This is a genomic window from Acetobacter aceti NBRC 14818 (assembly GCF_000193495.2).
GTDB lineage: Bacteria > Pseudomonadota > Alphaproteobacteria > Acetobacterales > Acetobacteraceae > Acetobacter > Acetobacter aceti.
In genome coordinates this window covers 2,059,647-2,081,894 of sequence record NZ_AP023410.1, presented here as the reverse complement: position 1 = coordinate 2,081,894, position 22,248 = coordinate 2,059,647, and the positions used below count along the sequence as shown (strand labels likewise).

The 22,248-nt window shown below is 59.1% G+C and carries 15 protein-coding genes; 7 read left to right on the top strand and 8 right to left on the bottom strand.

The features are described from left to right. Position 1: 1 nt before the first annotated feature. Positions 2-1,216 carry a cystathionine beta-lyase gene (metC, locus tag EMQ_RS09470; protein ID WP_010668037.1) on the top strand — a complete coding sequence of 405 codons (1,215 nt, stop codon included), beginning with the start codon at positions 2-4 and terminating at the stop codon, positions 1,214-1,216. Positions 1,217-1,314: 98 nt separating this feature from the next. Next, positions 1,315-2,013: a transcriptional repressor LexA gene (gene lexA / locus EMQ_RS09465; protein WP_010668036.1), complete on the top strand. Its 699-nt coding sequence runs from the start codon at positions 1,315-1,317 to the stop codon at positions 2,011-2,013. A 161-nt stretch (positions 2,014-2,174) separates the two neighbouring features. Here lexA and EMQ_RS09460 read toward each other — a convergent pair whose 3' ends face one another. The 5 genes from EMQ_RS09460 to EMQ_RS09440 form a co-directional block, all read right to left on the bottom strand. Next, entirely contained in the window at positions 2,175-4,427 is a 2,253-nt protein-coding gene (locus EMQ_RS09460) for a TonB-dependent receptor (protein WP_010666716.1), read from the bottom strand. 210 nt (positions 4,428-4,637) lie between these two features. Continuing rightward, the gene (locus EMQ_RS09455; protein ID WP_456303811.1) at positions 4,638-6,095 is read right to left on the bottom strand and encodes a sugar porter family MFS transporter; all 1,458 of its coding nucleotides are present in this window, start codon (positions 6,093-6,095) and stop codon (positions 4,638-4,640) included. A gap of 597 nt (positions 6,096-6,692) precedes the next feature. After that, entirely contained in the window at positions 6,693-7,082 is a 390-nt protein-coding gene (locus tag EMQ_RS09450; protein ID WP_010668249.1) for a hypothetical protein, read from the bottom strand. Positions 7,083-7,234: 152 nt separating this feature from the next. Further along, positions 7,235-7,714: a thioredoxin-dependent thiol peroxidase gene (bcp, locus tag EMQ_RS09445; RefSeq protein WP_010668248.1), complete on the bottom strand. Its 480-nt coding sequence runs from the start codon at positions 7,712-7,714 to the stop codon at positions 7,235-7,237. Positions 7,715-7,772: 58 nt separating this feature from the next. Then, positions 7,773-10,895 carry a bifunctional [glutamine synthetase] adenylyltransferase/[glutamine synthetase]-adenylyl-L-tyrosine phosphorylase gene (locus EMQ_RS09440; RefSeq protein WP_010668247.1) on the bottom strand — a complete coding sequence of 1,041 codons (3,123 nt, stop codon included), beginning with the start codon at positions 10,893-10,895 and terminating at the stop codon, positions 7,773-7,775. A gap of 170 nt (positions 10,896-11,065) precedes the next feature. Between EMQ_RS09440 and EMQ_RS09435 the strand changes: the two genes are divergently transcribed. From EMQ_RS09435 to EMQ_RS09425, 3 genes are all read left to right on the top strand, one after another. Beyond that, a complete protein-coding gene (locus EMQ_RS09435) occupies positions 11,066-14,500 on the top strand; it encodes an AsmA-like C-terminal region-containing protein (RefSeq protein ID WP_158320011.1) in 3,435 nt (1,144 codons plus the stop codon). A gap of 203 nt (positions 14,501-14,703) precedes the next feature. Then, complete coding sequence (locus tag EMQ_RS09430; protein ID WP_026200107.1) at positions 14,704-15,684, top strand: CobW family GTP-binding protein; 981 nt, start codon at positions 14,704-14,706, stop codon at positions 15,682-15,684. A gap of 38 nt (positions 15,685-15,722) precedes the next feature. Beyond that, positions 15,723-16,775, top strand: coding sequence for a WD40 repeat domain-containing protein (locus tag EMQ_RS09425; RefSeq protein ID WP_018308102.1), 1,053 nt, complete (start codon positions 15,723-15,725; stop codon positions 16,773-16,775). Between the two features lie 60 nt (positions 16,776-16,835). Here EMQ_RS09425 and EMQ_RS09420 read toward each other — a convergent pair whose 3' ends face one another. Both EMQ_RS09420 and EMQ_RS09415 read right to left on the bottom strand, forming a co-directional pair. After that, a complete protein-coding gene (locus EMQ_RS09420) occupies positions 16,836-17,738 on the bottom strand; it encodes an SDR family oxidoreductase (RefSeq protein ID WP_010667562.1) in 903 nt (300 codons plus the stop codon). 24 nt (positions 17,739-17,762) lie between these two features. Next, on the bottom strand, positions 17,763-18,500 hold the full coding sequence (locus tag EMQ_RS09415) for an SDR family oxidoreductase (RefSeq protein ID WP_026200108.1): 738 nt from the start codon (positions 18,498-18,500) through the stop codon (positions 17,763-17,765). Between the two features lie 117 nt (positions 18,501-18,617). On the opposite strand from EMQ_RS09415, the gene EMQ_RS09410 reads away from it, so the two are divergent. Together EMQ_RS09410 and EMQ_RS09405 are read left to right on the top strand one after the other, a co-directional pair. Next, positions 18,618-19,532 carry a LysR family transcriptional regulator gene (locus EMQ_RS09410; protein ID WP_010668377.1) on the top strand — a complete coding sequence of 305 codons (915 nt, stop codon included), beginning with the start codon at positions 18,618-18,620 and terminating at the stop codon, positions 19,530-19,532. 398 nt (positions 19,533-19,930) lie between these two features. Next, positions 19,931-21,349: a site-specific integrase gene (locus EMQ_RS09405; RefSeq protein WP_023979804.1), complete on the top strand. Its 1,419-nt coding sequence runs from the start codon at positions 19,931-19,933 to the stop codon at positions 21,347-21,349. Between the two features lie 244 nt (positions 21,350-21,593). On the opposite strand, the gene EMQ_RS09400 is transcribed toward EMQ_RS09405, so the two are convergent. Continuing rightward, positions 21,594-22,163, bottom strand: a complete 570-nt coding sequence (locus tag EMQ_RS09400; protein ID WP_010667187.1) for a hypothetical protein — start codon at positions 22,161-22,163, stop codon at positions 21,594-21,596. Positions 22,164-22,248: the final 85 nt, after the last annotated feature.

The window sequence follows — 22,248 nt, the reverse complement described above, 5'->3', positions numbered from 1 at the left end:
TATGACAGGTGAAGACAGGGTCGCAGCAGGCTGGGAACGGCTGAACGCCCGGCTGGTAAAAATCGGACGCCCCGATGTGTATGACGAGGCGTTTCGCCGGACCGGCACACTGGTCAATGCGCCGGTTTCCCGCGGCTCGACCGTGCTGTTTCCCGATCTCGACACCATGCGGCGTGTCGGCGCGGAACGGTACGAGCATACGCCGATCTACGGTGCGATGGGCTCCGCCGTTCAGCATGATCTGGAACGGGCCATCGCGGCGATCGAGGAAGGACGGGATACACAGATCGTGTCCTCGGGCCTCGCCGCCTGTACGACGGCGCTGCTGACATGGACCAGTTCCGGCGGTCACTGCTTGCTGCCAGATTCCTGCTACGGACCGACGCGGCGGTTCGCCGACACCATGCTGCGGCGGTTTGGTGTGGAGGCCACCTATTACGATCCGATGATTTCCGAGGAAGGGCTGCGCCAGCTCATGCAGCCGAATACGCAGGTCGTGTTCGCGGAAAGTCCAGGCAGTCACACGTTCGAAGTGCAGGACGTTCCCATGCTGGCCCGCGTGGCGCATGACGGAGGGGCCCGTGTCCTGCTCGACAACACCTGGGGTTTCGGGATTTTCATGCCGTTTACGCACGGTGTCGATGTGTCGATTCAGGCGCTGACCAAATATCCCGGCGGCCATTCGGACGCCATTCTCGGCGCCATTACCGTCGGGTCCGAAGAAGACTGGCACATGCTGCGTGACGCTGCGATCCAGCTTGGGCAGCTTGCCGGACCGGATGATTGCTGGCTGACCCTGCGTGGTCTGCGCAGCATGGGCGTGCGTCTGGCGCGGCAGGCCCGTACGGCGTGGAAGGTAGCATGCTGGCTGCGGGATCGGGGCGAAGTGGCGCAGGTGCTTTTCCCCGCGTTTTCCGACTGCCCGGGACATGAGTTCTGGGAGCGCGATTTCTCTGGAGCGGGTCCGCTGTTCACTGTTGTCCTGACATCCGGTCATGACAGAGCGGCGATGGAGCGGATGATCAACGGTCTCCGGCATTTCGGAATCGGGGCGTCGTGGGGAGGCTATGAAAGTCTGGTGCTGCCCACCACGGGTGGCGTGTCGCGTTCCCTGCCGAACGCGCTCCCGGATGGACCGGCCTTCCGGCTGGCGATCGGACTGGATGAGGCGACGGATCTGATTGCCGATCTGGAGAGCGGCTTCTCCCGTTTGTGACGGAGGGAGCTGCATGCAGGATTGACCGGAAAAGGGAACCAATGTAGAACAAACCTGATTCCGCATACAGATGAGACATTGGCAGAGGACTGGACGCGATGCTCACACGCAAACAGCATGAACTGCTGCTGTTCATCGATTCCTATCTTGGTCAGACAGGATTCTCTCCTTCCTTCGATGAAATGAAGGATGCTTTGGGGCTGAAATCCAAGTCCGGCATCCACCGTCTGATTTCGGCTCTCGAAGAACGCGGTTTTATCCAGCGCCGACATAATCGGGCGCGTGCGCTGGAAGTGTTGCGTCTGCCAGAACCCGCTCAATTGTCACCGGCAGTATCCCCCAATTCCCTGAATGTCATCAAGGGTGATTTTTCGCAGCGCCTTGCTGGCGTGAAGACGGGGGAGGCGGCCGCCTCCATGAGCCTGCCGCTCTATGGTCGAATTGCCGCCGGTCTGCCGATCGAAGCCCTGCACGATCACAGCGAACAGGTGGAAGTGCCGATGGCGCTTCTGGGGCAGGGCGAACATTACGCTCTGGAAGTTGCCGGTGATTCCATGATCGAGGCTGGTATCCTTGACGGTGACACGGTCATCATCCGTCGGGAAGACAGTGCCGAGAACGGTCAGATTGTCGTCGCGCTCATTGATGATGCGGAAGTGACGCTCAAGCGGCTGCGGAAGAAGGGCAACACGGTCGCCCTTGAAGCTGCCAACTCAGCTTATGAAACACGGATTGTTCCGGCTGAACGTCTGAAAATTCAGGGCCGTCTGGTTGGCTTGCTGCGCACTTATCACTGAAGAAAGAGATAGCCTTTCTCGCTGGGTGTCAGGCTTTTCAGGGCTTTGCCCCGAACCCCACAAAGGGACACAGTCCCTTTGATCCCGACTTGTTAAAATGAATGGGTGAAGGGATCTGTGATCCCTTCCGGGTGCAGGGCAGAGCCCTGTTTTCTTCTTTTTCAGAACCTCTGCGAAATACCAGTCAGGATCGTTCGTCTCAGTCCGTACTGAGGCGCTCCGACACCGATGCCCGAGCCGCTGCGAAGCATGTAGCGGCGATCGAAGAGGTTGGTCACATCCAGACGCAGTTCGGTCCGTTTCAGGAACGGCGTATGGAACAGGTTGTCGAACGACTGAACAATGCCAAGGTTGAAGGTGACATACTGCGGTAGGGACGCGCCGTTGGGGATCACTGAATCTTCGCGAAGACCACTGCCATAAACCATTGTTGCGGACAGGCGTGTAGGATGACCGGTCTTGCGGAATGCCGTGTAGCTCCCCCCGGCGGATGCCGTCCAGCGCTGGTCATGGTCCACATGGACCCAGTGATTGCTGATATAGGCGAGGTCGTCAGGCGACATATTCCACTGCGCGGACACGATGTTTTTTCCAATGGCGCGTGACCATGAGAAGTTGCCGTAAACAGTGAAGGGACCGTGTGAGTAGTCGGTGGTCACCTCATAGCCGTTGACCTGACCTCGCTTATAATTGAACGCCGACAGAATGATGGGTGAGCCGAACTGTCCCTCATCGATCATGTTGCGGGCCAGTTTGACATAGGCATCGAAAGACGCGTGCCAGTGCGGCAGGATTTCCTGTGCGAAACCGGCGTCGAAATAATGATCGCGCTCAGCCTTGACCATCGTGTTCTGGAAATTCGGTGGCGCACCGGATGTGTTGGCGTATTTATCCAGCTGTGTTCCACCAACCAGCTCAAACGGTGGTGGCGTGAAGTAGCGGGAATAACCGGCGTGGAATGTGCCGCCTCTCCACGGCGTCCAGACAATATTGATACGCGGGCTGACCTGCTTGGAGTGTGTGTATTCATCCACACCGTCAAAACGTAGACCGTAATTGATGGTCAGGTTCTTGAAAGGACGCCATTCATCCTGCGCATACAATCCGTAGATCCAGCCAGTGCGGCCTGTGCCGTCATGAATGGACTGTGTCTGGCCATCGAATTCGGCATTGCCGTCTTCATCTGTGCCGCTCTGCGTGTAGACAGTGGCATCCGACTTGGAAATGGTTCTTTCTACATAAGCCTGAAAACCGAATCTGACTGTGTGCTTCGGGGCTGCACGCCATGTAAGATCGGTCTGATTGCCGGACGAAAAGACAGAGCGCTGGGCGTGCTGGGCGATGCCGTTATAGACAAGATCACCGAGCGGATCTGGCGAGTATCCCAGAGAACTGTACCGGGCGATCGCTGAAGTCTGCAGGCTGACTTTTCCCATTTCCTTCTGAAGGGACAGCATTCCGAAATCAGTGATTTCCTTCTGCTGCTCATGCAGGGAAGCACTGTCCACGCTGCCGTAAACCTGCTGCGAAAGGGCGCTGTTCAGAAACGATGGATTGGCAAACTGCCTCTGCTGGCCGGGATTGTTCGGAAGCTCATACTGGGCGTTCGATACACCGGCGATGAAGCTGATACGTGTGTTTTCGTCAGCCGTGTAACGCAGATGTCCAAGGAAGTGATACTGATTGCTCAGATCATGGATCGCGTTGAAATCCGGTGTGGGATTTTCGATGCCGACGCGATTATGCACAAAGTCTGCGGTCGCGAAGTAATCCCATTTCCCATTGTGGCCACCATACTGGAGGGATGGGAAGAAATAATCACGGGCACCTCCATAAATGGAAGCATTGCCGCCACTGTCAGACGTGCCGTTCTTGGTTGTGATATCGATCACGCCCGCCTGCAGAAAGCCGTATTCGCTGGGCAATGCACCTGTCGTCAGGGACATTGAGTGCGCGAAACGGGTCATGAGTGTCTGCCCGAAGACGCTTAGACCTTCCGGAAGTGCGATGCCATCAAGGCGGAACTGCACCTCGTTATGATCACCACGAATATGGATCTGCCCATAACTGTCCTGCGCCACACCCGGAGCCTGCAGAAGAACTGCGTTCAGAGGCGCGTTGTCGCCGCCGGGGATTCTTTCGATATCCGCACGTGTGAAGTGGTAGACGCTCGCACCCGTTGACGGCTGAAGGCTGGCGCGTTGCTTGTCCAGATGCGCCGTGACGATGATGTGCTCGTCACGGGTCGCCGTCACCGCTTTGACCGGCTCTGTTTTGGCTGAAGGGTGTGCTGTTACTGGCGTAGCTGTTGTCGTTCCTGTCTCAGCGGCATGGGCAGGCGTGAGCACGTGCCGGGAGAACAGCAACGGACTGGCGACGAGCAGAAAGGTAACGGGATGGACAGGGCGATTCATTGAGCATCCGTACTGGCTGATTTCAGCCCTCCATACGATGTTATGTTATAATATAACAATACCTAAAATGTCCGAAATGAACGATACAGTCAAAGGCGTTACGCTGATGCCACAGAGCCAAAAAAAACGCTGCTCCAGCGGTTGGCCGGAGCAGCGTCATGAGAAGAACTAAGGTTCTGTTTTTCCTCGGTTCAGGCCGGAAAGAAAAGATCAGAGATTGTCGATGATCTTCGGGCTGTGGCCAATCCGGGGACGGAAAGTGCCCTGACGAAGAGTCGTCTCAATATCTTCAAGCGAAGCGCCTGCCGTTTCAGGGACCAGCAGGAAGACGAACATCACGCTGACAAGATTGACGGCCGCATAGAACCACATGGTGCCGCCGAGCGTCAGGGTCTGCACCAGTTCCAGCGTGGTGGCCGTGACAACGAGATTGCTGCCCCACAGGACCGCCGCATGAGCGCTGGTCGCAGCGCCACGCATAGGGAGTGGGAACATTTCAGCCCCCGTCAGCCAGCCGACAACTTGAATGCCGCCGGAGTTGAACAGCATGAACAGCAGCAGGAAGGCGAGGACAGCAAAGCTGCCGATGCTGCCGGGAGCCGGATGCAGGGCGAAGCAAATACCCAGTCCAACAAGGCTGAGCACCGCGCCCGGTCCCATGATCAGCATCAGGCGGCGACGGCCAATCCGGTCCACGAACAGGCAGCCCAGCAGGGTCATGATGCAGTAGACGATCGCCACACCAAGGCTGGCCCAGAGCGACCATTGCGGTCCGAAACCGGCATCGGTCAGAAAGGTCGGGGTATAGTAGATCATCATCTCCAGGCCGCCAGCCTGTGTGAAGAAGGCGACACCCAAAGCCGCGATGACCGCAGGCCGTACCCAGGGAAGCATCAGGCCTTTCCAGCCACGCTCCGTGGTGTCGATTTTCTGCATGTTCGAGTGAATTTCCCGAACTTCCTTCTGGACGCTTTCACGTGTGGTGCGGATGCGTCCGAGCTGTTCGGCCGCGACATCCAGACCCTCATTGCGGGCAGCCCAGCGCGGACTCTTCGGCAGGAAGAACATCACGATGAAAACAAAGGCCGCCGGGACTGCCGCGGCCGCCACCATCGGACGCCAGCCCCACTCGTCGCGCATCATGAGGCCGGCGATGTTGGCGAGAAGAATGCCGATACCGATCGCCACGTTGAACAATGTGACGAGATTGCCTCGTCTTTTCGGAGGAGCGAGCTCTGAGATATAGGTCGGCACGACCTGGGTTGAGCCGCCGACAGCCAGTCCAAGGAAAAACCTTGCTGTAATCAGCAGGTTTATGCTGGGTGCGAGCGCACAGGCGATCGATCCCATGACAAAGATCGCCGTGACGAAGATGACGGTGGCCCGGCGCCCGAATTTTTCAGAGGACCAGCCGAAACCGATGGCCCCGACGGCTGCGCCGGCGAGAATGGCGGCCGCCACCCATTCCTGCTGGGTGATGGTGAGATGAAAATCCTGCTTGATCAGCAGAAGCGCACCGGAAATGATGCCTGTATCGTATCCATAGAGGCCGCCGCAGATGGCGGCCACGATGGTTGCGATCCATAGGGTCTTGTCGGCATTTGGTGAAATCTCAATTGATTTCAGGACAGATGACAGGGATGGCCCTGTGCTGTTTGTTGTGGTCAAGCGTGTGGTCTCCATGATGACGTTGCCGGAAAGAGGTAAATCCTTATCTGAGAGGATAATTTCCCGGAATGAACAGTTCGGCCCCACTTTTGTAATCCTGTGTGGCTGAAGTCTTCCCTTAAGCCGGATCCGGCGGAAACACCCTGGCTACCGGATTTCAGAGCATCTTCACCTGCTTATGGGACTGTAAAGACAGAATTTCATTGTGAAATCCTGTTTTATTTCATGCAGTTTTTTGTTTTTCTCTTTATGTTTTTATCTGCGCCGCAAAATATTACGACAAATTCATGGTTTTGTGAACATCTAATTTTCAACAGGAAGGATAGTGGGGAAAAATCCTTTTATATAAAAAGACTATTTATAATATATTTTTACCTGTTCGGATGTCTCAATAATTGGTTGGCCTGCTTATTCATAAAAAGCTGTCTGGATTCTTGCCGCTGCCAAGAAGTCTGCCGTCCTTTTCAGTCTGATCGATTTGAAATGAAATAGACCTTGCTGACCGCGGGTTGGAGTCCCCTGATATCCAGACATAAAAAAAGCCCGGGCTGCAAAGCCACGGGCCGAAAACCGTATTGCGTGCGATGGTTGGCGTTGTCACCAGCCGCCGTAATAGGAACCATAGACCGGCGCGGCAGGAACGACTGCGTACGGGGCCGGAGCCACATAAACCGGCGGAGGAGGTGGCGCGTAAACCACGCGAGGTGGCGGTGAGCTCGCCATCGCCATACCGGCGACAGCACCCAGCGCCATGCCGCCGATGATCCCGCCTGCAAGAGCGCCTCCACCCCATCTGTCGTGATGCCGCCAGTCGCGACCGGGACCACCGCCCCATCCACCACGGCGACCACCCCATCCACCGTCCCATCCACCACGGTGGCCGCCACCCCAAGGCTGGGCATGTGCATAGGCAGGAAGCGCCACGGATCCGCCGACAAGGCCGATCAGGGCAGGGATAGCAACGAGAGAGCGAAGATACTTGTTCATGTCATATGTCCCGGATCATGAGCGGGGCGTGAAAGCCAAGCTCGTTGTCCTTTTATGAGACACATGAAAACGGGTTTTCATGGCGAATTGTGGGCGAATTCATTGCCATTGCCACACGCTGACATGAAAACGGTGTAATGGCGCGGCCTTCCTTATTTGTGCAGATCTTTCGCCGCAGCTTCCACCAGCGCGACATGCTCGGCAGGTTTCACCTTGCGCCAAAGGGCCTTGATCCGACCATCCGCGCCGACAAGGAAAGAGCTGCGCTCCATGCCGAAATAGGTCCGCCCATACATCGATTTTTCAACCCATGTGCCGTACTGGTCGGCCAGCTTGTGCTCAGGGTCGCTGGCCAAGGGAAATTCCAGACCATATTTGTCCGCGAACTTGTCGATCTTCGCGACAGGGTCCGGACTGACGCCAATCACCGTGAGATCCAGCTTTCCAAGCGCAGGAAGCGTTTCCTGAATGCCGCAGGCCTGCGTGGTGCAGCCGGGCGTATCCGCTTTCGGGTAGAAGTAGAGCAGATACGGCTTGCCCGAAAGATCGGCGCTGGAAACCGTACGGCCCTTGCTGGCTTCAAGAGTGAAATCAGGGGCCTTGTCGCCCACCTTGATGGAATCTGTGCTCATGCGGCGAGCCTGCCTCAGAGGGCTTGTTGTCGCAACCTGATTCACTGGAGTAGCGGCGTCAGTTCGGCTCCGTCACAGGGCCGATCAACTGTGTGAACAACCCGCGTACGATGTCCGCCAGCCCTTCGATTTCCTCCCGCAGGGTCGAGACGCCCGGCACATCCATCGTCCGGCAGAGCAGGTCCAGCGTGGCGGCGGGCAGCTCCTGCGCCGGATCAACCGGCGGCTTCGGTCCGCACAATAACCGCAGGACGCTTTGCAGGCTTCTCCACCGCTCATCAGCCTCAATCAGAATGTCCGCCTGTTCCGCCGACAGCAACCGCGCTTTAGCCAGTCGTTCAAAGGCCTGTGAGGTCACGGGAGACCGGACCTTGGCCGAGTCCGATGTCAGCTGAAGCGCCTGCGCGATGAACTCCACCTCCATCAGTCCACCCGGTCGTCGCTTGATGTCCCACGGGCTGGAGGGAGGCAGGTCGCGGGCGAGACGACTCCGCATCGCGGCGGCGTCTTCCCTGACTTTCTCCGCTGTGCGTCGGACATCCGGAGACAGCGCTGTTTCAATGTCCTCGCGCAGGGATTTTTTCAGACGGGTCCGGACGCCGCTTTCTCCTGTAGTGGTGACAAGCCGCGCCCGCGTCAGCGCCATGCGCTCCCATGTCCATGATTCTTCCGCGTGATAGCGACGGAAAGCGGAGAGCGACACAGCCACCGGCCCCGCCGCACCTGACGGACGCAGGCGCATGTCCACCGGGTAAAGCGGTCCCTCGGAATCCGGCGCGGTCAGAGCGCCGATAAAGCTGTGCGCCAGCCGGAGGTAATATTGCGAGACAGTCAGGGTGCGACCGCCCCCTTTGGGGAGCGCGGTGCTTTCGGTCACATGCTCCGGGTGATCGAAGATCATCATCAGATCCAGATCGGACCCGGCCATCATTTCGCGCGATCCGGCCTTGCCCAGCGCAATGACCGCAATCCCGCCGCCATCGACCTTGCCATGACGCGCCCGATGCGCCCGGAAGACACTGTCGAGCAGCGCCGTCATGACAGCATCCGCCACGTCTGTGCGCTCCTGCGCCGCCGTGTCCTCGTTCAGCCGTCCTTCCAGCCGGGCGACGGATAGACGGAACTCCTCGGCGCGAACGACAGGGCGCAGACGGGTAACCAGCAACTCGGCATCGGGCTTTTCCGCCGCCAGCAGGCGAATCTGCTCCGGCGCGAAGGTGGCTGCGGGGGGAAGATTGTCCTCTTCTTCCTCCTGAAGCTCCAGCAGACCTTCCAGCGCGGAAGGGCTGTCCGCCAGATGGTTGGCGAGGAAAGGCGAGGCATCGAAAATCGCCGCGATCCGGTCGATCAGCGCGGGATTGCGTTCCAGCAGGGAGAGCAACTGCACTCCGGCGCGTTGCCGCGAAAGAAGCGTATCGAAGTGACGCAGGCAGGCAAGCGGATCACGCCGGGCGATAAAGCTGGCGAGCAGGTCCGACATCAGGCCCCGCAGCAGCGCATGGGCGCGATCCGAGCGAAGCGCCCGGCGGCTGTTGCCGGCCCAGTGGTTGAGGATCGTTGCCGCGTCGTCACAGTCATCCTGCGGAAAACCAATCTCCCCAAGACGGGCAGGCAGTTCATCCGAGCCGAGGTCGAGCAGTGCTTCCTCCGGGCGGATCTCGCGGGTCGGCGTGCTGAAATGCTTCTCGAAAATCCGCCGCGCCGCGCGCATCTGTGGGAGCAGATCCAGTGCGAAGTCACCCGCACTGCCATAGCCGAGAAAGATCGCCAGTGCGTTGAAACGCTCTTCCGTGTCCGGAAGCTGATGCGTCTGCTGATCGGCGCGCATCTGCACCCGATGCTCGACAATCCGCAGCAGGCGATAGGCGCGGGCGAGGGTTTCGGCTTCCTCGCGTGGCATATGGCCGGAGCGCGTGAGTGTGCGCAGCGCGCCGAGCGTGGTCGGGTCGCGCAGGCTGGGTGTACGTCCACCCCAGACAAGCTGCATCGCCTGCGCGACGAACTCGATCTCGCGGATGCCGCCTTCGCCCAGCTTGACGTTATGGCCCAGCAGCCAGCGAACGCCTTCCTCCGGGTTGGTGAGTGTCGAATCCGCCATCTTCGCCAGTCCGGAGCGACCAGGTTTGCGGTGCTGGTCGATCTTGGCCTTCATGACGTGAATGTCGTCGATCAGGGCGAAATCGAGATGGCGCCGCCAGACAAAGGGATGGATGGCCGTCAGAAATTCACGTCCAAGCCGGATGTTTCCCGCGACTGGCCGCGCCTTGGTCATGGCGGCGCGTTCCCATGTCTGGCCCAGACTTTCGTAATAGGCGATGGCGGCGGGCAGCGAAACGGCGAGGGGTGTTGCGGAGGGATCGGGGCGCAGGCGCAGATCGGTGCGGAAAACGTAGCCATTCGCGTCACGCGCTTCCATGAGGCGGACAAGGTCGCTAGTCATGCGGATAAATGTCTGCCGGGCCGTATCGGGGTCCGCGTGAAGGTCCGCGTCGAACAGCACGACGAGGTCGATGTCCGAGGAGAAGTTCAGTTCCCGCGCTCCGAGTTTCCCCATTGCCAGAACGACGTAACCACTGCCGCGCGTGGGCCGGGCCGGATCTTTCAGGGACAGCCGCCCCCTGTCATATGCGGAGCGCAGCAGATGTCTGACGGCGGCGTCCAGCGTGCTTTCGGCAAGACGCGACAGCGTCTGCGTGACGGTTTCCAGCGACCAGAAATCGCCGATATCCGCCAGCGCACAGGTCAGCGCGATCCGGTTCTTGGCGTCGCGCATGGTGCGGGCCAGCGTGTCATGATCGACCTCCGGCGGCAGGGCGTCGATTCCGGCGAAGATGGATTCGGCAAAACGGTCCGGTCCCTCCAGCAGCAGGGCCGCAAAATCGGCGGGACTGCGCAGCGCGAGTTCGGTCAGATAAGGGCTGTTGCCGCCTATAGTCGCCAGCAGGCCCGGCACACCGGGCGTTTCCAGCAGGGCAGGGTCGAGGCCGGCCTCCTGCCAGCGTTCGGCAAGGTCTTCCAGAAACCGCGCCAGCGCATCCGGATCGGCAGGATTCGGCCAGGCAAGATCAGGCCAGGAGGCTGTGCGTCTGCGTCCCCGCCAGCCAGCCCCTCCGGAGCGTTCGGCGGATCTGGCGGCAGCGGAGGGCGGAACCTCTTGCGGCATGCCATCGTTTGGACGCATTGCCCCTTTTTCTGGGGGCTTACGGTCCGTCAGGGAACGGGTCTGGGAAGAAGAGGTGCGTCGCGACATGAGCTTTACGGAATGATCGGACGGACAGGGTGGCGGTGATGGACGGGTCCGGTCAAGACGAAGCTCAAGACAAAGCCCAAGACAAGGCTCAGGGCGAGACGATGCGCGAAGGCCCTTTACCCGATCAGGGAGAGCCTTCCAAGCCGCCCCGAAAGCCCACTATGGGCAGGCGTTGCCTGAAGGGCGCGATGTGGACCGCCACCGCTCTGGTGGGCGTGCCGCTGCTGGCTGCGGGTGGTCTCATGGCGGCTATGATGGTGGGGCCGGTCAATATCTCCCCGCTGCTCAGGCTCGCCCTGCCGGTCAAGATTGTCGGCGGCGGCAAGGGACAGCCTGCCAGAGGGCGTCTGGATATAGGCCATGCCTCCTTGCGCTGGACCGGACTGCGGGACGGGTTCGGTTCGCCGGTCCTGCTGGAACTCCGCGACGTGACCATTCTCGATGCAACCGGGAAAGTGGCGGATCGGGTTGATGCCGGAGCCATTGCGCTGGACGCCTTCCCGCTGTTTCACGGGAGTCTCTCCGTCACTGATTTCCGCGTGACCGGCGCACACATCGCCCTGCGACGGGACGCCCAGGGTGATGTCGATCTCGATCTTCCCGGTGCATCGTCCGGCGGCAAGGGCGCCTTTCCCGATATCGACGTCCGACACCTTCGGCGACTGACGCTTGCCGGGACGCATGTGGTTCTGACGGACGACCATGACCACAGAACATGGACCGTCGATCCTCTGAATGCTGCGCTGACGCCGGTTGTGGTGAAGCACCGTCATGGGCTGGTGGGTTCTGTCACGGTCGGCGCGGCGAGCGAGGATGCTGGCGCTCCGGTCACGGCGCATCTGGTCGCGCAGGGAGCGGTAACGCCGGAAGGGACGTTATGCTGGCATATTGCGCTTGACCCGCTGACACCGTCCGGTTTCGCCAGCTTCGCGCCCGGTCTGGCAGCTGTCAGGGTGCCCGTGGGGCTGGCCGGAGACATTACGATGACCTCGGCTGGGCGGGCATGGTACATGCTGCCGAGCGATGCGCTGGTGAATGTGACCCTCGGCACCGGTGAGATCGATGCCGCCGGCTCCACGCTGTATCCCGCCGAAGGTGATGCCGCGTTGCATATGACGTTCGGGAAACAGACCGCGGCAGGCTGGCCGGCGCATCTGGACTTGCAGGCCCTGTCCGTGCAGCTGCGTGCGCCGCCCGCTCCGGCAGACAGCGTGACTGCGCCGCCACCGGAAACCGTTGTCCCCGCCAGCGTGCCGGTCGCTCAAAAAGGCGCTGCGAAAAAAAACAAGGCTAAAAAAACGAGTTCCTCAAAAAGCAGGGCCAAGGACACGGTCAGAGAGGCGCCTCCACCGAAGGTTGTCGAGCCGCTTCCGCCCCCTCTGCTGACGGCCAACGGAGCCATCGACTGGGGAAATATCGAGAATGCCGGTCTCATGAACGGTGGCGTCAATCTTGCCATGACCCCCGTGCCCTTCACGGAACTCGGCAAATACTGGCCTGCATTGGCTGCGAAGGGCGCTCGGCGGTGGGTCGGACGCAACATCACGGCTGGCACGGTCAGGAACACGCAGGTCCATCTGAAGATCGGTCCGGATGATACGGGCGGTTCATCGACAGTGACCGGTATCTCGGGTGGCCTCGATGGCGAGGGGATGGACATTCACTGGTTGCGCCCGATTGCGCCCTTGCATGATGTGGACGCGCATCTGGACGCAACCAGCCTGAGCACGCTGACGCTGTCTTTCAAAAACGGCTGGCAGCCCACGACCCGGACGGTGAAGAGTGTCGGGATGACGGGAAGCGGGCGTCTGACCGCACTGCCCGGTGGCATGATCATCAGCGGACTCGACCAGAAGGATCAGACCGGCACCATCATGGTCGGGCTGGCCGGCGATCTGCGTGATCATGTGGCGTTGCTGTCCGAACCCCGCCTGCATGTACTGTCGCGTCACCCTCTGCCGTTCACGAATCCCCGGGGCTATGCGGTGGTGCGTTTCACGCTCACCCTGCCACTGGTCGCCAAGGTTTCGACGGACGATATGACTCTCGATGGCCACGCGCACATGACCCATGTCAGCCTTGAGCATGTCGCCATGGGACGCGGGGTGAGCGACGGCACGCTGGACACGGATGTGACCATGCATGGCATGAAGCTCGTAGGTAAAGGCGCGTTCAGTCACATCCCGGCAGACGTCAGGGGAGAGATTCTGTTCGATCAGGCGTCGAAAGGGCAGGTGATCGATCATATCGTGACCAATCTGCACCTGACGCCGGACAATCTGGTGGCGGCCGGAATTCCTGTCGCGGACTACATGACGGGGCGGGGAGAGATGAAAGCGGATTATGCCGCCATAAAAGAGGCGGATGACCGGCTGGCTCTTGATCTCGATCTGCTCAATGCCAGCGTGCATATTCCATTATGGAACAAGGTGCCGGGTCGTGCCGCGACGGTGCATGCCGACCTGCTTCTGGATGGAAGCAATATCGTTGCGGCGACAGATATCCGGGCCAAGGGGCCTGATCTGAATATCACCGGGGAGGCGCATCTGCCGACGGGGCAGTCGCCCGAGCTGGTGATTCCCGCTTTTCAGATCGGGCGCTCAACCGGCTCGGCCCTGCTGACGATGCCCACGCGCCCTGCGAAACCTGTATCCGTGAAGGTCCGGGCGAAGACACTCGATCTCAGCCCGCTTGTGGAAGGTGCGCCCGACAGACCGGCTCCGCCTGCGAAGGGGGCGACCCTGCATGTGCCGGAGGCTGCGAGCGGACGTATCCAGGGACCTCCGGGTCGTCCATGGCTAATCGACGTGACGGCGGATCAGCTCTATTACCGTCATGACCGCACGCTTGGAGGCGTGAAGGCGTTTATCGACCATAACGGCGTGCGCGTGGACAGGATGAAAGTCTCCATTACGGAGCCTACGGCTGCACAGGCGGAAATCCTGCCGCTTGGCGACAGTCGCCGGATGACGGTGAATGTGCCTGATTTTGGTGCGCTGCTGAGCCGTCTCGCCGTCACGGATATGGTGGTGGGTGGACACGCGCAGTTTGAAGGCCGGTTTGACGATACAAAGGCGACGGCTCCCTTCCGGGGACATCTGAAACTGTCTCCCTTCACCATCCAGCATGCGCCGGGCGCGCTTCTGGTGGCGAGAAGCCTGTCGATCTATGGCTGGCTCAACTCGAAAGACACCTCCAGATTTGAGGTGACGCGTTTCGAGATGCCGGTGACGTTCGCGGATGGCGTGATGCATATCCACGATGGGCGGGCCGGAAACGGAGCGCTCGGGGCGACGCTGGAAGGGCCGGTCAATCTCGACAAGGGGACGCTCGACCTGTCGGGCACCATCGTGCCCGCTTTCGCGATCAACGCCATTCCCGGAGAGATCCCGGCTCTGGGCAAGCTCCTGTCGCCGGAAAAAGGGGGCGGATTGCTGGCGGTGAAATTCTCGCTGGACGGCAAGATCGACAAGCCGGATTTTTCTGTCAGTCCGCTGACCATCCTGCTGCCCGGCGTGCTGCGGAATCTGTTTTAGAAAGTGGTTTCTTCAATAAGAAGTTTTTGGTGAGGCTTTTTCCAAAAAGCTTCAGGCTCCGTTTGAGAGAAGCGGTTTGCGGTGAGCATTCTTCATGAGAGGGTCTCTTTGCCCTGTCGGGTCGGCGTGCCTATATGTCCCCACAGTGAATGATAACGGTGCGGACAGACACGCCGGTTCGCATGCAGGAGAAGGAGCAGATCATGTCGGAAACACAGGACAGATCGAAGAATCAGGTGCCGGTCACGGTGCTGACGGGCTTTCTCGGCGCGGGAAAGACCACGCTGCTCAACCATATTCTCACGGCGGAACATGGCCGGAAATATGCCGTCGTCATCAATGAGTTCGGAGAACTCGGTGTTGACAATGATCTCGTCGTCGATGCCGACGAGGAAGTGTTCGAGATGAACAACGGGTGCATCTGCTGCACGGTGCGCGGCGATCTGATCCGTATTCTTGGCAGTCTGATGAAGCGTCGTACGAAATTCGACGGCATCATCGTCGAGACTACCGGACTGGCCGACCCTGCACCCGTCGCGCAGACCTTCTTTGTGGATGAGGAAGTGCGGGACAAGACCCGTCTCGACGCCGTTGTGACCGTAGTGGATGCCTACAACGTGCTTCAGACGCTGGAAGAAAGCCCGGAAGCCGTGCACCAGATCGCTTTTGCGGATGTGATTATCCTCAACAAGACCGATCTTGTGGATGAAGCGAAACTTGCTGAAATCGAGGCGAACATCCGTCAGATCAACGCCTATGTGAAGATTCATCGTGCCGTACGCGGCAATGTTCCGCTGACGGACGTGCTTGATCAGGGCGGGTTCGATCTTCAGCGTGCGCTGGAATATGAGCCGGACTTTCTGGAAAATACTGAGCACTCCCATGAAGAAGACGTGACCAGCATGTCCTTCTCCGTGAGCGAACCGATTGACGAGGCCCGCTTCCATGCCTGGATCAGCGCCCTGTTGCAGGAGCAGGGCGCGGACATTCTGCGCTCAAAAGGAATCCTGAACTTCGCTGGCCATAACGACCGTTATGCGTTTCAGGCCGTTCATATGATGGCGGATGGGGATTTCATCGGGCCGTGGAAAGACGGGGAAAAGAAGGAATCCCGACTGGTGTTTATCGGTCGCAACCTGAACCGTCCGCGGCTGCGTCGTGGTTTTGAAAGCTGCCGGGCCTGATTGGCCTTTTCATATAGAAATTGATGAAAGAGGTCAGGATGAGCGACAAGACGACACTCCCCGGAATTGTTGGAGAACGGGGAGCGGAACAGACTGTCGAAGGGCATATTACAGCCTGCTGCGCGTCACGCGACAATAGTCATTTCGCATTCGCCACAGGGGAGGGTGATCTGCTAATCGCGCCTCGTAAAACAATCCGCGATACGACGACGTGGATCACCGTTCAGGCGCATGACGGGCCGATTCTGGGTCTTTCCCCGGATGTGACGGGTTCAGGTTTTCTGTCCGGTGGTGAAGACTGTCGTCTGAAGCGGACAGTTGGTGCTGTTTCCGAGGAACTGGCAAAAAGCCGCCGTTGGATCGAGCATGTCGCCTGCTGGAGTGACGGTCGCAAGGGAACCATCGCGTTTGTCTCTGGCAAGGAGGTCCATCTTCGTGACGCGGATGGCACGACCGCTCTGCGCACGCTGGAACACCCTTCGACGGTCTCCGGCATTGTGTTCGACGCCAAAGGCAAGCGGATTGCGGCCTCCCACTATAATGGCGCGTCCTTGTGGTTCGTGAATTCGAAAGACAGCGCCGCGAAAGTCTATGAATGGAAAGGTAGCCATATCGGCATTGCGATCCATCCCGGTGGCGAGGCGCTGATTACGTCCATGCAGGAAAATGACCTGCATGGCTGGCGTCTGTCGGATGGGCACAACATGCGCATGAGCGGCTACCCGACCAAGGTGATGTCGCTGGCCTTCACCAGAAACGGCAAATGGCTGGCCACCAGCGGGGCGGACAGTGTGATCCTGTGGCCGTTTTTCAATGGTGGTCCGATGGGCAAGCCACCGTCTGAACTGCCGGGTATTCCAGGCGTGCTGTGCACACGGGTGGTGACCCATCCGCAGCAGGACATTGTGGTAGCGGGGTTCGCTGACGGCACGGTTCTGATGATGGATCAGATGTCCGAGCGTGTGCTGCCGGTCTGTTCCGCCGGAGGCGGCTCCGTCACGGCGCTGGCTTTCAGCGCGGATGGCTGCATTCTTGGATACGGCACGGAAGACGGGCGCGTTGGAGTCGTGGATCTGACAGCCCCGGAGTGAGAACGGGCCTTGGTCTGATTGCGGGGTCTGACGTGGAGACCCCGCAGTCCCTCACAAACATTATGCTGGTTGGGCAATATGTAGCAGGTCCTCAAGACCAATTCGCCGCAGCAGTTCCGCTCTTACCCTGTCCGCAACACCGTTGACGATCTCCGCCCCATCCTGCGACGGATCGACATGCACCCGGAAGGGTCGCATTCCACGCGGTGTCTCCACGACAGCCTCGATTGCTCTGGCTACACTTTCCGGGTCGGCGTCAGCCGGTTCGAGCGCCGCCAGCCCCGCAAGCGCCTTTTCTTCCACGCCTTTGTATGGCCCGTCCGTGTAGGCATGCGCCACGGCCTGATCGGCTGGCGCACCCGCATCATGGAAATGATTGGTGCCCTTGGTAAACGCACCCGGCACGATAATGGTCGTCTCGATCCCCCACCGTGTCAGTTCACCCGCGTAGGAAATCGCCAGCGCGTCCATCGCCGCCTTCGCTGCGAAATACGGCCCGAGGAAAGGTGGCGTGCCGCCCCGCGTGCTGGATGACGACACCCACACGACGAGTCCCTGTCCTCTTTCCCGCATATGCGGCAGCGCCGCACGGTTGAGGCGTTGGGTAGAAAGGACATTCACATCGTACAGAACCGCCAGTTGCTCCGGCGTAAAAGCCTCGCTCGGCCCGAAGCACATATGACCTGCATTATGGATCACCACGTCGATCCGGCCCTGTTCCGCCATGACCCGACTCACCGCAGCCTCGACCTGCGTGTCCTGTAGAACATCGAGTTCGACCGTCAGCAGATCGACGTTCCACTCTTTTGCGAAACCAGCAGCATCTTTCACGGCTGCGGCCCCATTTCCGACGGGGTCCAGCACGCCGGCGTAAACACAGTGTCCGGCAGTGGCGAGACGCCGGGCCGTCATGGCGCCGAATCCACTCGATGCACCCGTAATCAGGATAACCTGCTTACCCATGATTTTCTCCCTTATCGCAATTTTTCAGACCATGCCGCCATTGGCGCGCAGGGTCTGGCCGTTGATCCACGCGCCATCCGGTCCGACGAGGAAGGCAACTGCCGCCGCGATGTCGTCCGGCGTCCCCAGACGTTCCAGCGGATTCATTTTCGAGAGTTTTTCGATCAGTTCAGGGCTTTTCCCATGGAGAAACAGCTCCGTTCCGGTCGGACCGGGCGCGACCGCGTTCACCGTCGTATTCCGGCCGCGCAGTTCCTTGGCCATGATCGCCGTCAGGGTTTCGACGGCCGCTTTTGTCGCTGCATACACACCGTAATTTTCGAATTTCAGTCCCACGACACTGGTCGAGAGATTCACGATGCGTCCGCCTTCCCGAAGTCTTTTCCCGCCCTCCCGCAGCGTATTGAAGGTGCCCCGCAGATTGATATCCACCTGTCGCGTGAAAGCGGCATCGTCCACATCGGCGATCCGTCCTAGCGTCATGATCCCGGCATTGTTGACCAGCACATCGACGCCACCGAAGGCTTTTTCCGTCACATCGAACAGCGCGGCCACAGCCATCGCGTCCGAGACATCAGCTTTCACGGGAAGGGCTTCTCCACCAGTCTGCCGGATTTTTGCGACGAGATCCTCCGCCTGGTCGGCGTTACCGGCGTAATTAACGACAACCGCCAGTCCGTCCTTCGCCAGCCGCGTAGCGATAGCGGCGCCGATCCCGCGCGATGATCCCGTAACGATCGCTACTTTTCTGCCCTGTGTCATATCCGCTTTTCCTTTTGTCTGCGGCCGCTCCGACCTTCGGACATGACAGTGCCTCTTTTCGGTCGCCTGATAATCCCGCATAATCCGGACAGATTATCCGGGAAACAGGAATAATTTATGGACCGGCTCGACGTCATGCGACTGTTCATGCGCATCGTGGAACGGGAAAGTTTCACGCAGGCTGCCGAAGACATGAACCTGCCGCGCTCGACGGCCACTGATGTCATCAAGGCGTTAGAGACCCGGCTCGGTGTGCGTCTTCTCCATCGCACGACCCGTCAGGTCAGCCCGACGCCGGAAGGCGAAACCTATTATCAACGCTGCCATCACATCGTCGCCGATATTGAGGACGCCGAGACCGCCTTCGGAAACGTCCGCCCCAGAGGCACGCTGCGGGTTGACGTGCATGGCACCCTGGCCCGCCACTTTATCCTGCCATCCCTGCTAGCGTTTTTCGCAATGTATCCCGATATCGAACTGCATATGAGCGAAGGCGACCGGCTGGTCGATCCGGTCCGCGAAGGGATGGACTGCGTACTTCGTGTGGGGGAATTACGGGACAGTGAAATGGTGGTGAAAAAGCTGGGCGTGCTGGAGGAGGTGACACTTGCCGCTCCGGCCTATCTGAAGGCTCACGGGATTCCGGCACACCCGGACAGGCTGGCCGACGGTCATTTCATGGTCGGTTTCCAGTCGAGCCTGCGGGGCAGGATTCTTCCGCTGGAATTCATGATTGACGGAAGACTCCACGATATGGTGCTGCCGCTCCACATGGCGGTCAACGCGGCCGAAAGCTACGTCTCGGCGGCGCGCGCCGGGCTGGGTATCATCCAGATCCCACGCTATCACGCGGCGCACGATCTCAAAACGAAAACGCTCGTTGAGATTCTGGCGGCGTATCCGCCTGTTCCATCCCCTGTCTCGCTGCTTTATCCGCGCAATCGGCAGATGTCGCCTCGTGTTCGGGTTTTTATTGACTGGGTGACGGAAATTTTCAGAACAAGCTCCACCGGTTCCCGTTCGAACCGTTGATATCTCCGATGTGAGAGCATATGCGCCCCATCGCCCAGAATCAGCGTGCCATCCATGAAGTATGCTGATTGATGAATCTGTCGTGTGAGATCACATTCCGAAACGACAAAGGCCACCTTGCGGTGGCCTTTTGTATCCGCTGGATTTTCTTGAGAAAATCTGGAGCGGGCGATGGGATTCGAACCCACGACCCCAACCTTGGCAAGGTTGCATATACTCTACCATCCCACACTCTACCTTTCGCTTCCATACGATAATATCGTTTTATAACAGAGTATTATTTGGCGGCGCTTTGTAAGGCGTTCGCTCCAATTTGCCAGAGTTTCTCTCTACGGTGGACACCATGTGGACACCATTTTATGGTGGTGTCCACCCGAGAACTCAATACGAGGCGTGCGATGAAACGATCGTCCAGCGTACGTTTGACCAAGCCCGTCGTCGACAAGGCCGAGGTCCGAGATAGTCGATATGACTTGTGGGATCTCGATCTCGCTGGCTTTGGACTACGCATCGAGAAAAGCGGCACGAAAACTTTCATCATACGCTATCGCATTGAGGGCGGTGGCCGATCGGCACCAAGGCGATTCCTGGCGCTTGGACGATTCGGAGCACTTACCGTCGAACAGGCGAGAAGGAAGGCTAGGGGCCTGCTGGGCGCGGTCGCACACGGCGAAGACCCAGCGGGTGACGTGCAGGAGAAGCGGCGCGAAAAAACGATTCGGGACTTACTCGACTTCTACGAGGAGCATGGATGCATCGTGCAAAGGGGTATTCATAAGGGCAAGCCCATGAAACCTCTCACCAAGCAATACACCATGTCACGGCTTCGTCACCATGTTGAACCACTTCTAGGGGGACGTCGTGCGAGCGAGATCACTTCGGGCGATGTCGAGCGATTTGTGGCCGACGTAACAACTGGCAAGACCGCGAAAGACATAAAGATTGGGCCGCGCAAACGTCTTATCGTTCGGGGCGGTGAGGGCGCAGCACGGAAGGTCGTTCGTGATCTTTCGGCCGTATTCAGTTTCGGCAGGCGGCACGGCTTTATCGCCCAAAATCCCGTCGAAGGGGCTTCCGTCAGAAAGACGGATAATCGTCGCATGCGCTTTTTGACGTTGGAGGAAGTAGCCCGACTAGGCGACGCGTTCAACAAGGTCGAGACACGAGGGGCAAATCCTAAAGGGGTCGCAATCGCCCGGCTTTGGGCGCTTACCGGATGTCGTCGAAACGAAATTGCGGCGCTCAAGGTTGAGGAAGTCAATCTAGAGGATAACCTCTTCGAGTTCGAGGATAGCAAGACTGGGAGATCGATTCGCCCCATCGGCCCCACGGCGAGAGCAATGCTCGAGAATCTCCTGAAGGACCGCAAGAAAGGCTATCTTTTTCCGGCGGAGAGAGGCGAGGAAGGACATTACCAAGGCACGCGCAATATCTGGTCGGAAGTTATCAAACTTGCCGATCTACCGGGCGTAACGCCTCACACCCTTCGGCACACTCTTGGCTCTACTGCGACGTCAAGCGGCGAAGCATTGGCCCTGACCGGTGCTCTTTTAGGACACGCCAACCTCAAATCGACCGCCATTTACGCCCATGTCCAACGCGATACTTCGCTCGAGGCTGCCAAGCGTGTAGAAAAATTACTTGCAATGGCACTAGAGGGAAATGTTATTGGGGAAACAAATTCCGCGCAGGAGATAAAACCTAAAGAATTGGATGCAGATTTGATCCGAGAGCTATCTAAAAGGTTGTCAAAAGAAAATGCAGATACAGCAAGACTTCTAGGAATTATAGCTGACAGCATTTCTAGTACTCTATGAATCTCCGAGTTATTTTGCTCTTTAATCTCCGTACACTAGTTCCACATACCGATGATGCCGCACCGTATTCTCTTCGCGTCTGTCAGACTGGGATCAAGATGAAGTTCCTCCAGATAACGGCCGCCTCGCAGATCGCGGCGAGGTCGTTCAGTTCCAGAACGGGAACGGTGCAGGCTGGATTAAAGGCACAGAACGCAGGCGCATACACGCGCGACATTAGGAGCGGTCGGACAATCATAAAGCTTCATGGCAATGCTGGGCGCGGGTGGTGAGAGGGCGGAGACTCCGACTGTTCCCGGATAGCCGTGAGCATGCGACGGCGGATCAGGCCGCTGACCGGGCGGATCAGATACCAATAGGGGGCGAAGCGACGCCTGGCCCGGTCCGTGACGCAAAACACGCGGGTTTCCGTCACCAGCCGCTGGGTGCCGTGTGGTCCCCGCTGGATGGAGAAGCCCAGAGCGAGCTTGCAGACGTCATCTTGGCGAGGGATGAGAAAAGCGCCGGTCGTAGGAATGTCGCACAATCCGTAATCCGTCCGCCAGAACGCGCCGATGAGGCCATAGACCAGGGCGGCATCGCCCCGCCGTTCCAGCACCGTGAAGTCGGTGAGGTCCAGATGCCGTTGCCGCGCATGGCCTAACAGCCGGGCGGGCATTTCGCGCAGGCAGATGGCGGCACGAACCAGCGGATCGTCCTGATTCCGCCATGCAGCCACCGCGTTCATGATGCGACTGGCCGGGGCGGAGATATCGACACTGTGTCGCTCGCTGAAATCGAAGCGCGGGATGAATTCGTCCAATAGGTTCATCATGCTTCCATTTCTCTCCGGCGAGGTGGTACATTAGCGCACTATGCCACAAGAGCATTTCGCACCGTAGTGCGGATACTGCGATGGC

Bases quoted from the DNA above. Each gene is read 5' to 3' on its own strand.
- metC (WP_010668037.1), top strand. From the start codon at position 2: ATGACAGGTGAAGACAGGGTCGCAGCAGGCTGGGAACGGCTGAACGCC.
- lexA (WP_010668036.1), top strand. From the start codon at position 1,315: ATGCTCACACGCAAACAGCATGAACTGCTGCTGTTCATCGATTCCTAT.
- EMQ_RS09460 (WP_010666716.1), bottom strand. From the start codon at position 4,427: ATGAATCGCCCTGTCCATCCCGTTACCTTTCTGCTCGTCGCCAGTCCG.
- EMQ_RS09450 (WP_010668249.1), bottom strand. From the start codon at position 7,082: ATGAACAAGTATCTTCGCTCTCTCGTTGCTATCCCTGCCCTGATCGGC.
- bcp (WP_010668248.1), bottom strand. From the start codon at position 7,714: ATGAGCACAGATTCCATCAAGGTGGGCGACAAGGCCCCTGATTTCACT.
- EMQ_RS09440 (WP_010668247.1), bottom strand. From the start codon at position 10,895: ATGCGTCCAAACGATGGCATGCCGCAAGAGGTTCCGCCCTCCGCTGCC.
- EMQ_RS09435 (WP_158320011.1), top strand. From the start codon at position 11,066: ATGCGCGAAGGCCCTTTACCCGATCAGGGAGAGCCTTCCAAGCCGCCC.
- EMQ_RS09430 (WP_026200107.1), top strand. From the start codon at position 14,704: ATGTCGGAAACACAGGACAGATCGAAGAATCAGGTGCCGGTCACGGTG.
- EMQ_RS09425 (WP_018308102.1), top strand. From the start codon at position 15,723: ATGAGCGACAAGACGACACTCCCCGGAATTGTTGGAGAACGGGGAGCG.
- EMQ_RS09420 (WP_010667562.1), bottom strand. From the start codon at position 17,738: ATGGGTAAGCAGGTTATCCTGATTACGGGTGCATCGAGTGGATTCGGC.
- EMQ_RS09415 (WP_026200108.1), bottom strand. From the start codon at position 18,500: ATGACACAGGGCAGAAAAGTAGCGATCGTTACGGGATCATCGCGCGGG.
- EMQ_RS09410 (WP_010668377.1), top strand. From the start codon at position 18,618: ATGGACCGGCTCGACGTCATGCGACTGTTCATGCGCATCGTGGAACGG.
- EMQ_RS09405 (WP_023979804.1), top strand. From the start codon at position 19,931: ATGAAACGATCGTCCAGCGTACGTTTGACCAAGCCCGTCGTCGACAAG.
- EMQ_RS09400 (WP_010667187.1), bottom strand. From the start codon at position 22,163: ATGATGAACCTATTGGACGAATTCATCCCGCGCTTCGATTTCAGCGAG.